We start from the raw sequence: 11,406 nt of genomic DNA, 5'->3' as shown, positions 1-11,406 counted from the left end.
CGTCCGCTTACAATGGAGAGGTGATCGCTTCTTTCCCGAACACCCCCAGTGTTTCATGTCCAACCAGTTCCCCCGCCGTTCCGCTCTCAAAACTCTGGGCGCCAGCGGTGCCCTGATGGGACTTTCCGAATCAGCTCAGTCGACAAGTTGCCAGGCTGCCGAATCCTCCGACTCCTCGCAATTTGAACCCTCGGTCAATTGGTCGGACACGCACGACCGTGTCTGGTTGGCGGGGAACTGCTGGGCCAATCCGATGGAGGACTGGGTGATTCGCGACGGTGCCGCGGAGTGTTTGACCAGCGGGGGTGATCGCAACGTCCATCTGATCACGCATCAATTGGTCGACCCGACCAAGGGATTCCAAACCAGTGTCGTGGTCACGCAGATCCAGGTTGCGGGCAAGGACGACGGCGTGGGGTTCAAAGTCGGTGTGAAAAGTGACTTGAACGAATACCGCAGCAACGTCTTTGCGAAAAGTGGTGTGAAAGCCGGGCTTCGAAATGGATCGTTGATGATCAATCGCAAAACGCAAGCGATCGAAGGCGCCGATCATCCCGAAAACTTGCGTCTGACCCTGTCCGGCCGCCCGGCGGGGGACGGTTGTGAACTGACACTCACCGCACACGACGCGTCGGGGCAGAAGCTGGGTGAACTGACCGCGCAGGTGGCCGCCGATGGGCTGCTCGGGAACATTGCGATTGTCAACAATTTCGACACGCAGCTGAAGAAAGGCCAAGGAGCTCGCTATCGTTTTCGTGATTGGTCGGTCAGCGGGGATGCGTTTGAGGTCGATCAACGTCGCGAATTCGGACCGATCCTGTGGTCCATGTATTCGCTAAGCGACTCGCGCGGCGAGGAAGGCTTCGTGATGAAGCTCACCGCATTGACCGGCCCGCTGGGAGAATCCGACAACCACGATGTCGAATTGGAGATTGAGCGTGACGGCCAGTGGCAACCGTTGGGCAAGCAAGAACTGGATCCGGACGCCTGGACCGCCACGTTTCGCGTCCCCCAATGGGACGCGACTTCCGACACGCCGTACCGAGTGACCTACCGCGAACAACATCCCAGCGGAAAAGAAACGGTGACGCATTGGCAGGGGACCATTCGGTCCAATCCGACCGGACGCCCGCTGCGTCTGGGCGCGCTGACTTGCCAGAACGACTACGCGTTTCCCTATGAACCCGTGGCCAACAATCTGGTACGGTTGGATCCGGACATGCTTTACTTCTCCGGGGACCAGCTGTACGAGAACCATGGCGGTTACGGTTTGATTCGGCGGCCCGCCGGACCAGCCATCCTGAACTATTTGCGCAAGTACTACCAGTTCGGCTGGGCCTTCCGGGAAGCGATCAAAGACCGCCCCACGCTCTGCTTGCCTGATGACCACGACGTCTTCCAGGGCAACATCTGGGGCGAGGGCGGTGCGCCGATGGACATTGAATCGGGCGGAGCGTCATCCAACGGCGGATACATCGAGCCGGCACGGATGGTGAATGTCGTTCACCGCACCAACTGCGGTCACCACCCGGATCCTTACGATCCGACCCCGGTCAAACAGGACATCAGCGTCTACTACGGCGACATGGTTTACGGCGGGGTCAGTTTCGCCGTCATCGCTGACCGCCAATGGAAAAGCGGCCCCAACCGCGTGGACACCGGCTCCGGGCGGGCGGACCACCTCAGGGACCCCGACATCGACCCGCTCAAACTGGATGAACCCGGACTGGTACTGTTGGGGGAACGCCAGGAGAAGTTCTTGAAAGACTGGGCTTCTGATTGGCGAGGCCACTCGATGAAGGTACTGCTCAGCCAGACCGTGTTCGCCGGTGTCGCCACGCATCACGGAGGATACAACGGTTACCTGGTCGCGGACCTGGATTGCGGTGGATGGCCCCAAACGCCTCGCAATCGGGCAATCGAGATCGCCCGCCCCGGCAAACCGTTGCACATCAACGGTGACCAGCACTTGACTTCCCTGGTTCAGTACGGCGTTGAAAAGCAACGCGATTCGTTCTGGTCGTTCTGCACGCCGGCGATCGCCGCCGGCTATCCCCGTTGGTGGCGACCGGACGAAGTCGGAATGCCTCACCAGCATCGTCCCAAACACGGCCTACCGAACACCGGCGAGTATCGCGACGGCTTGGGCAATCTGGTGTATGTCTACGCCGTTGGGAATCCGGAAGTCGCCTCCAAGAAGAACCGCTACGAGCGGGCACATCAAAAGGCCAGCGGATTCGGTTTGGTCGTGATCGACACCGAAGCAAAAACGTTCACGATCAATTCCTATCGATTCCTGATCGACGCCACCGAGGACCACCCGGACCATCAGTTTCCCGGTTGGCCCGTGGTGATTTACCAGGATGAGAACGCCGGCCAAAACCGGCTGGGATGACGCGTGTTCGAGCGGGTTGCGATTCCGCGTGTTCCCCGATCGGCGAGTCACCGACGAATGCGGACGAAGCAGCTTGGCGGAACCGGCGAGTCGGCAGGCAAAGCCTGCGAGACATCCGGTTCCAAGGCGGGAGCCTTGGAACCAGGAACGGAATCCCGGAACGTTCTAGCGTAGCGATGGAACAGTGCGGTCGAGGCATCTCGGCGGAACCGGCGAGTCGGCAGGCGGAGCCTGCGAGACAGCCGGTTCCAAGGCGGGAGCCTTGGAACCAGGGGATGCCGGCCGCCCCGACTCAAAACGCTCCCGGATCGGCGTCGCTGGGCATCCGCCAGTCTCCCCGCGGCGACAGGCTGACCGAACCCACTTTGGGGCCATCGGGAACGCAGTTTCTTTTGAACTGGTTGTGGAAGAAACGTTTGATGAAGGTATCCAGCGTCTGTTCGATCGTCGCGGGTGAATACGTTTCGTCAAACGCCGCCTGGGAAGCCAAGAACAGAATCTTGTCGCGGGTGAATCCGTTGCGAACGAAGTGGAACAAGAAAAAATCGTGAAGCTCGTAGGCACCGAGCGTGCTTTCGGTGCTTTGACGAATCTCTCCGTCGCTGGATGGCGGCAGCAATTCAGGTGAAATCGGGGTATCGGCAACACGGTGCAGCAGGTCGGTCAACTCGCCGTCAAAGAAATGATCCGCCGCGTAGCGGACAAGGAATCGCACCAAGGTCTTGGGGACGGACGTGTTGACGTTGTACATCGACATGTGATCGGCGTTGTACGTCGACCAACCGAGCGCCTGCTCGCTCATGTCGCCGGTTCCCAGGACGAACCCACGATTCATTAACAACATCGTGCGGATCCGAGCCTGGACGTTCTCAAACGTCAAATCCGCCGCGTCGTCAGGCAGATCATTCAGCTGGCTTTGCAGCGTTTCAACCGTCACGTCATCCGGCAAAGGGATGCCCAGCGGATCATGCTCCAGCGACCGAAACGTGTCCAAACAAAGTTGGCGAATATCGATGCAATCTCCCGTGATCTCCGTCGCTTCGATCAACCGATCGGCACTGGTGCGGGTATGGGCCGTGGTCCCGAAGCCCGGCATCGTGATGCCATGAATGCTGGTCCGCGGCCATCCAGCCGCATCACATGCCCGCACGGCGACCAACAGAGCCAAGGTGCTGTCCAAGCCTCCCGAGACCCCGATCGCTAAAGCTGTTTCCTTGGAAAGACAGCTCAATCGCTTGACCAAACCGGCAGTCTGCAGGGCGAGAATCTCTCCACAACGGGCCGCTAATTCGCCGGACTCCGATGGCACGAACGGGTGCGCATCAACATATCGGGCCAACGGGACGGAAACCGGTCGCGCCGATGCACCCTCGAATAAATCGACCCGGCGGTAGTCCAGCTCCAAATGCTCCGCGACGTCATCAAACGATCCGATGACGCGACGATCATGGGCCAAACGCTGCAAATCGACGTCACAACAGACGGAGGTCTCGGCGACCCACTCGGGTTCCAGACCGTCGCCGATCCGGCGAGACTGGCCCAGCAGCGTTCCGTTTTCGGCGATCAAGCAGTGCCCGCCGAAAACCAGGTCCGAAGTCGATTCGCCCGGGCCTGCCGAAACGTACGCATAAGCGGCAATGCAACGTCCGGATTGAGACCGGACCAGGTCGCGACGCCATTCCGCCTTGCCAATGGTTTCGTTGCTGGCGGACAGATTGATCAGCACGTTCGCACCTGCAACCGCCGCGCTACTACTCGGTGGCAGCGGAGTCCAAAAGTCTTCGCAGATCTCCACGGCAAGGACCGCCTCGCCGTAAGCGAACAACAGATCCGTCCCAAACGGAATCTCGTCGCCAGCGATCGTCACGGTCTCCGGATCCGCGGCGCCAGATCCGCGAAAGTGCCGCCCCTCGTAGAACTCGCGGTAAGTCGGCAGGAACGTCTTGGGGACGATGCCGGCAATCTCACCGTCCGCGACAACGGCCGCCACATTCATCAAAGATCCGTTGACGACCAGGGGCAAACCGATCACCACGGCTGGACGTGCCCCTTCGGATGCCCTCGCAATTCGCAGCAGTCCCTCGACGGCCCCGCGGAGCAAAGCGTCGCTGCCAAACAAGTCGCCGCAGGTGTAACCGGTCAGCCCCAGCTCCGGCAGCACCAGCAGATCCGCCACGCTACGGTTCAAATGTTCGATGACCGCATCGGTATTCGCGACCGGATTGGCGACGACGGTGGGCGGGGCGGACGCCTGAATGCGAAAGATTCCGTGTTCAAACAAGTTGATCGATCCAAGAGTGTTGATGCGTCCATCGGGCATGCGGTCACCACGATCGGCCCCCGTTCGGCCGCGACCGCAGGACAGCAGGGGACGAGATCGGACCACCGCGACACGTCGCTTGGCGGTGACCGCACGCGCATCGCCATTATATCGCCGAAGCAAAGAATCGCACGCTCCACCGCCCGGTGCCGCCGAATCGGCATCACCGTTATAATCGGATTCCTCCGAACGGTGCTCGCGACGCGGATGAAAGTGAACGCGCGTCGCGAAACTCAATCGGACCCTCACCTATGCCAGACGCCCTCAGAAGAAGAAAACAGCCATGAATCGAATGCTAACTGCCACGCTCGCAATGCTCGTGACCGCCTCCATCGCCATGGCACATTGCCAAGTTCCCTGCGGGATTTATGGTGATCAAATGCGGTTTGAAAAGATGCTTGAAGATGAGCACACGATCTCGAAGGCCCAGCTTCAGATCAATGAGCTTTCCGAAGGAAAGGTCACTGCTCAAGCAGTCAATCAGTCGGTCCGCTGGGTGACGACCAAGGAAGATCACGCAACCATGATTCAAGAGACGATCGCGTCGTACTTCATGGCGCAGCGGATCAAACCGGACGCGGACAACTACCAAAAGTCGCTGATGGCAGCGCACAAGGTCATGGTCGCCGCGATGAAGTGCAAACAGTCTGCCGATCCGGCCACCGCGGAAGACTTGGAAAAAGCGATCTTTGATTTCTACCGCGCGTACGAAGGCAAAGAACCGGCCTTCGAACATTCCCACTAGAAGAAGAATCCGGAAAAGGGGACGGGGGTGAATCGTGCGAAGCACCCGATGGGCCGTTCCGGCTATTGACCTCCGTCCCCTTTTCCTCCCTACGAATCCATGATCTGCACGATTGGTGAGCCCTCGCTGCGTTTGAGGGGCCGACCGATCGGCGTTGCCAGCTCTTCGTCATAGGGAACGCCGACCGCAGACAAAATCGTCGCGTGCAAGTCCGCGACGGTGACGGGATTCTGCAGGTCCACCAATGGGTTTTCCGAATCAAGTTTTGGCGTCGGCGAAGTCGCGCCGAACACGCCGCCCCGTCGGATGCCGCATCCGGCCAAGAAGGTCGAAAACCCGTGTGGCCAGTGATCGCGTCCCTCCGCCGGATTGATCTGCGGCGTCCGCCCGAACTCTCCGCCACAAACGACTAACGTGGTCGCCAACAGATCTTCCTCCTCCAGCCGGTCCAACAACGCGGCCAGGGCAGGATCAAGGATCTCACAGCGTGCCGACTGTAAGGAGTGATTGGTGATGTGCGAATCCCATCCGCCCAGGGTGACTTCGACGCACCGCACGCCGGCCTGAATCAAGCGAGTCGCTGCCAGGCAACCTCGGCCGAACGCCGAGTCCCCGAAGCGATCCAGCACCTGCTGCGGTTCATTGGAAACATCGAATGCTTTGACTTGCTCGCTGGTCATCATCCGCAAGGCGGCCTGAGTCGACGTTTCGTGGAGCGTGCGATTTTGATCCAGGTCCCTCAACCTTCCCCGACGAAATCGGCTCTCGATCCATTCCAGATCCTGCAGACGCCGCTGTTGCCGATCCCCCTGAACGGACGCCTTAAGGTCCGGCACGGGCGATTTGGGGTCGTCAATCTTGAACGCATCGTACGTCGGACCGAGGTAGCCGCCGCGACCCGGAGAATTTTGGGGCGAGATCGAGATGTGGCGAGGTATCTCCAGCGACTCCGGGAACTCATGGCAAAGAATGGCTCCGATCGACGGATGCACCAGCGTCGGATCAGGACGGTAACCGGTCTTCACGTTGTAGATGGCCCGCTCATGATCTCCTTCCTTGCCGGTGACACTGCGCACCAGCGACCCCAGGTGCATCCGTTCGGCGACCTGGGGAAGCGTGTCGGCAACTTCCAAGCCGGCAACGCTGGTACCGATGGCGGCGACGTCACCGCCGATCGACGTCCCGGCGTGAGGATCAAACGTTTCCAATTGGCTGGGGCCCCCTTCCAACCACAACAGAATGACACTTTTTGGACGTCCCGATTCGGTCACACCCGATTGCTCGGCCCAGGCCAACCGCTGGGCCAACGCGGACATCAGCCCAGCGCCAGCTCCGGCTCCAAGCAGCGTCCGACGTGAAAGGTGAGCGTGGGAATCGCAGAGGGAAGGGATCTTGTGCATCGTCTTTAGGTTCAAGCAACTTGATCAGGGCAGTCAGTAAGTCCAAGCGAAGCCGTCAATGATTCCAAGCAAACTCGGTGGTATTGGCCAGCGTCCAAAACAAATCCTCGATCGCCTGGCCTCGCTGTTCCGTTCCCTCCCAACGTTCCAGAAAATGCTGCCTCTCGGCATCGCTGGGAAATCGATTCAGCACGCACAGGTACACCGTCTCGATGGCTTGACCGTTCTCGCGGGCGAACAGATTGATGTGGCCGGTGGCATTCAGAACGGGATTCGTTTCCGACGATTCACGCAACATTTTTCCGTTCAGCATGACCAGGCGTTGTGGAATCGTGATCGCATCTTGGCTGAACTCGTTCTCCCCCAGGTCGCCGTAGCGTTTCAAGAAGTCATTGATGGAACCGTATTTCATCAACTGGACCAGGAAAGACGATTCGCGGTCGACGGACTTGACCCGTGCCGCCTGAGCGATCGCCCCGGCCACCTGCTCGGCCCGCAAACGTGTCAGCGGAAACACGGCAAAAGCGTCTTCGTGCTCGCCGGTGACGTCGAAGGGGGCGCGGCTGGAAAGACGAAATGCATCGCTGCGTGCAATGATCTCCAGCGTTCGACGGATGTCTCGGTGAACTTGAAAGTCGTCGACGATTGGGCGCAGCATGGGTGGCAGTGGTTCATCCAACGGCAAGTTGTCCACCGCGTCGGTCGGCGACCGGCCAAACATCAACGCCCAAAACCGGACGACGGCGGCGCGAGCGAATTGCCGGTTTTCCGGATGCGTGATCCAGCCTGCCAGCTGCGATCTCGCATCGCCCTGTTTCGGCAACAATTCCGGAGCGAACGGGACCGCGGGTTCTACCGTGGTCTCTTCGGTCGCATCCAGATACTGATAGTGGTAATCGGCATCGCCGGTGCGAATGCCTTGCAATCCATTTGTCTTGGCGCTGCTGAAAAAGGCAGCCAACTGATGGAAATCGGATTGCAAACCTTCACGCGGCTCCGTCACGTCACCCAAATTGACGTTCCCCAGGAAGTCATTGTGACATTGAAGACAATCGATCCGCATGCCCAGAAATGCCCGACTGGTCCGCGCCGCCAATCGGATCGGATCCGGCTGGCCGTCGTTGCTGTCGAACGTCACGGTCAGGAAATTTACCTCCGGCTGATCCGTCCAAAGCCCTTCCGCGGTTACCAGCTCGCGGACAATCTTGTCGTACGGCTCACCCGCCGCAATCTGCTCCGCCAGCCAATGACGAAACCGTCGCCGGCGGTAGACCACGAACGGCCCCTCGTCGGCACCGACCAAAAACCGTGTCCATCTCTCGGCCCAATAGTGGTGAAATCGCGGGTCCTCAAAGAGTTGCTGCAGATGAACCGACTCGCGCGTCGCTTCCGGCAAACTTTGCAAGTGTCGGATTTCTTCCAAAGACATCCCGCTACCGACCAACGCCAATGACATCCGCCGACAGACCGCCATCCAATCCGCCGTGTCGCTGCTTGGCAGCCCCTGCTGCTCCAACTGGTTCGCCCGGGCTCGATTGACCTGCTGGATCACTGCGGACAGCGAATCTGCAGGCAGTAATTCTGCACCACTCTCCGGCGATGGGTCCGCCGACGATCGGACCGAAGCGGAGATCGAGGTTTCAGACTCCGTCTGCCGCGGAGCGGCACTTCCGGCGGGCTCGCTCGACGCATTGGTCAGGGTGCCCTCGGCGTCCGCTCCGACTGGCTGGGTCTCATCCAACCGGGACAGCCCGGACAGCAGGAACCCCACGCCGATCAATACGACGGCGACAAACCAGATCCATTTCGCGACGAAGATCAACTTGGTTTTCATGAGTTTCGGTTGGGAATCGTCCCAGGATCTTGGCCACACGGTTAGCCGATATTTGCCGGCAGCGGTATGATCATTATGGATCAAACGGCCGCTGGCTGCCCCGGCGATTCCAGATTCATTCGCCAGCAGCAGGGCATTCTTGGGGAAACATCGGGGATTTTCCGTCGGATTCCCGGTCGCCAGCGGGACAGATCTTTCCGGCGCCCGATCCTGACCTCTGTTGCCATCACGACCAACGATGCCATGCCGAATCCCGTCGATCCCTTCTTTGAAGCCTACGACCGAGAGGAATTTGCTTACGGCGATGTGCCTTCGGCGCCGTTGGCCGCCTACTTGGAGCAAGTCGCTCCGCCGGAGGGCGGCCGAGCCATCGATCTGGGTGCGGGCGCCGGCCGCGACACTCTGGCGTTGGCGAAAGCCGGTTACGACGTCGTTGCGGTGGACCTCAGCCCGCGCGGCGCTGAAAGGATCGACCAGCGTGCCCGAGAGGCTGGCGTTGCATCACGCGTCGAAACGGTCGTCGAAAACGTTTGCCAATACCCGCTATCGACCAACGCCTACGACGTCATCTGCGCGACGACGGTGCTGGATCATTTGACCGCCGAAGAAGCTCGGCAACTGTGGCAACGGATGACGGCCGGACTCCGCCAGGGCGGCTTGTTGTACGTCGAAGTGCACACGACCGAAGATCCCGGAAGTGACCAGCCGCCCGGCAACGGGAGTGATGCCCCGGTCAGTGAAACCGCCGCCGAAGTGATCCACTACTTCCAACCCAATCAGCTGGCACGTTGGGCCAGCGAAGAAGATGCACGGCTGAGAATCCTGCGGTACGAAGAAAGACTGGAGTGGGACTACACGCACGGCCCCGAGCATCAGCACGGCAAAGCAATCCTGTTGGCCGTGCGTGCCGGAGCTCATCCTCCCTGGTATGGCCAACCGGCCGCCTTTCCGCGCCGCTAACCACGGCGTGTCGGATGGTGGGACTAGTCCCAGATCAATGGCAACCGTTCATCACCGGGCTGCATCCGACCCGCCGGACGGACTTCGGAACCTTCGGTTTTCGTCAGTCGATCGCCAAGCGCTTGGCGAAATCTTTCCGCCGCAGCTTCCAGCTCTTCGACCACCTCCGGGTGCTGCTGCGAAACATCCGTTGTTTCGCTGACGTCCGCGTCCAAGTCGTACAACGCTTTCTTTGCCATTTCACTCTGATAGGGAATCGGCAGACCGCCGGTGCCACCGGGATGCCCCTTGAGCGTGCGGTATTGGTGCGGAAAAACAAGTTTGAAGCGTTCATTGCGGACCGCGCAGAGCTCGCCGCGATAGTAACAGGGAAATGCATCGTGGGGCGATTTGGCTCCCGGTTCATCAAACATCAACGGCCGGATGTCGTGGCCGTCAATCTTTCGATCCGAAAGTTCGGCGCCGATCATGGCCGCAACGGTCGGTAACAAGTCGATGGTACCGCAGAAAGTGTCGCAGGTGGTTCCGGCGGGGATCTTCCCGGTCCAGCGCATCAACGTGGGCTCACGGTAGCCGCCCTCAAACATCGTCCCTTTGCCCTCTCGCAGGGGCGTCGCCTTGCCGGCGTGGGTGCCGTAGGACAGCCAGGGACCGTTGTCGCTGGTGAACACGACCAACGTGTCTCTCTCGGCACCGATGTCATCGATGGCGTCCAGAATCTGTCCGACGGACCAGTCGACCTCCATCACCACGTCGCCGAACAGTCCCTTGCCACTTTTGCCACGAAACGCATCGGAAACGAACAACGGGACGTGCACCATCGGGTGCGGCAGGTACAGGAAGAACGGCTTGTCAGAATCCCGCTTGATGAAATCCACGGCCCGCTCGGTGAACTGCCGCGTCATTTGCTGCTGGTCTTCGGGCTGAACCCGGTCGATCACCACCCGCGTGTCTTCGATCATCGGCAGTTCCGCCCACGGGATGGCAGCATCAGGATTCTGACGTCGTTTGGCTACCGCGTTGGGGTGCAACGGCCACATGTCGTTGCTGTAAGGGATGCCGTAGTATTCGTCGAAACCCTGGTTGGTCGGCAGAAACTTCGGATTGTGTCCCAGGTGCCATTTGCCGAACGCTGCCGTGCGATATCCCTGCGAGCGACAGATTTCCGCGATCGTGGTCTCGTCGGGATTGAGGCCGATGTCGGCTTTCGGGCCGAGGGCACCCGAGATCCCCACACGCTTGTGGTAACAACCCGTCATCAGGGCCGATCGCGAGGCACTGCAAACCGCCGACGAGACCACAAAATCGGTGAACCGACGTCCTTCGGAGGCCATCCGGTCCAGATTCGGTGTCGGATAATCGGTGGCGCCAAACGGGCCGATGTCGGCGTAGCCCATGTCGTCGATGAAAATGATCACGACATTCGGGGATGCGGCATGCAACACTGGCGAATTCGGAGCCGACCAACCGAATGCGGTGACAAAACAAGACAAGGCGACCAGGCTACGGAAAACCGTTGGCAGCGGGATTGATTTCATGGAGGAGTTTGCAAGGCTTTGCGGGGAGGAAACGGCGGGGAGGGTCCCCAGTATACAAGCACCAGACGGCTGGGCGTCAAACAGCGGGGCACCGAACCTGTGGGCGCCAAACTTCGGGGCGCCAAACATCGGGGCGCCGGACCTCTGGGCGCCCGACAGCGGCCAAGCAGTCCGTCGGGATTTGTCACACCAATCTTTTCGCAGCGGGAGAATC

General features: G+C 60.1%; 7 protein-coding genes. 3 read left to right on the top strand and 4 right to left on the bottom strand.

The genetic code is table 11. From position 1 onward, the window contains the following. Positions 1-55: 55 nt before the first annotated feature. Entirely contained in the window at positions 56-2,395 is a 2,340-nt protein-coding gene (locus tag FYK55_RS00810) for an alkaline phosphatase D family protein (RefSeq protein ID WP_150074098.1), read from the top strand. A 292-nt stretch (positions 2,396-2,687) separates the two neighbouring features. Here FYK55_RS00810 and FYK55_RS00805 read toward each other — a convergent pair whose 3' ends face one another. Next, a complete protein-coding gene (locus tag FYK55_RS00805) occupies positions 2,688-4,715 on the bottom strand; it encodes an NAD(+) synthase (protein ID WP_150074590.1) in 2,028 nt (675 codons plus the stop codon). Positions 4,716-4,998: 283 nt separating this feature from the next. Between FYK55_RS00805 and FYK55_RS00800 the strand changes: the two genes are divergently transcribed. After that, positions 4,999-5,460 carry a superoxide dismutase [Ni] gene (locus tag FYK55_RS00800; protein ID WP_150074097.1) on the top strand — a complete coding sequence of 154 codons (462 nt, stop codon included), beginning with the start codon at positions 4,999-5,001 and terminating at the stop codon, positions 5,458-5,460. An 89-nt stretch (positions 5,461-5,549) separates the two neighbouring features. On the opposite strand, the gene FYK55_RS00795 is transcribed toward FYK55_RS00800, so the two are convergent. Together FYK55_RS00795 and FYK55_RS00790 are read right to left on the bottom strand one after the other, a co-directional pair. Beyond that, positions 5,550-6,776, bottom strand: a complete 1,227-nt coding sequence (locus FYK55_RS00795) for a DUF1501 domain-containing protein (protein ID WP_315854032.1) — start codon at positions 6,774-6,776, stop codon at positions 5,550-5,552. A 139-nt stretch (positions 6,777-6,915) separates the two neighbouring features. After that, positions 6,916-8,694: a DUF1549 domain-containing protein gene (locus tag FYK55_RS00790; RefSeq protein ID WP_150074095.1), complete on the bottom strand. Its 1,779-nt coding sequence runs from the start codon at positions 8,692-8,694 to the stop codon at positions 6,916-6,918. Positions 8,695-8,937: 243 nt separating this feature from the next. Between FYK55_RS00790 and FYK55_RS00785 the strand changes: the two genes are divergently transcribed. Next, positions 8,938-9,654, top strand: coding sequence for a class I SAM-dependent methyltransferase (locus tag FYK55_RS00785; RefSeq protein WP_150074094.1), 717 nt, complete (start codon positions 8,938-8,940; stop codon positions 9,652-9,654). 23 nt (positions 9,655-9,677) lie between these two features. Here FYK55_RS00785 and FYK55_RS00780 read toward each other — a convergent pair whose 3' ends face one another. Continuing rightward, positions 9,678-11,192 (bottom strand): sulfatase family protein, encoded by a 1,515-nt coding sequence (locus FYK55_RS00780; protein ID WP_150074093.1) that lies wholly within the window; start codon positions 11,190-11,192, stop codon positions 9,678-9,680. Positions 11,193-11,406 lie beyond the last annotated feature (214 nt).

The organism is Roseiconus nitratireducens, assembly GCF_008629675.1.
GTDB lineage: Bacteria > Planctomycetota > Planctomycetia > Pirellulales > Pirellulaceae > Stieleria > Stieleria nitratireducens.
Note: the sequence above shows the minus strand (reverse complement) of the source record. Positions and strands in the feature narration are given on the sequence as shown.

What these genes read in the sequence shown, in the direction of transcription:
- FYK55_RS00780 (WP_150074093.1), bottom strand. Translation starts at nt 11,192, where the DNA reads ATGAAATCAATCCCGCTGCCAACGGTTTTCCGTAGCCTGGTCGCCTTG.
- FYK55_RS00800 (WP_150074097.1), top strand. Translation starts at nt 4,999, where the DNA reads ATGAATCGAATGCTAACTGCCACGCTCGCAATGCTCGTGACCGCCTCC.
- FYK55_RS00785 (WP_150074094.1), top strand. Translation starts at nt 8,938, where the DNA reads ATGCCGAATCCCGTCGATCCCTTCTTTGAAGCCTACGACCGAGAGGAA.
- FYK55_RS00790 (WP_150074095.1), bottom strand. Translation starts at nt 8,694, where the DNA reads ATGAAAACCAAGTTGATCTTCGTCGCGAAATGGATCTGGTTTGTCGCC.
- FYK55_RS00805 (WP_150074590.1), bottom strand. Translation starts at nt 4,715, where the DNA reads ATGCCCGATGGACGCATCAACACTCTTGGATCGATCAACTTGTTTGAA.
- FYK55_RS00810 (WP_150074098.1), top strand. Translation starts at nt 56, where the DNA reads ATGTCCAACCAGTTCCCCCGCCGTTCCGCTCTCAAAACTCTGGGCGCC.
- FYK55_RS00795 (WP_315854032.1), bottom strand. Translation starts at nt 6,776, where the DNA reads ATGTCCGCGTTGGCCCAGCGGTTGGCCTGGGCCGAGCAATCGGGTGTG.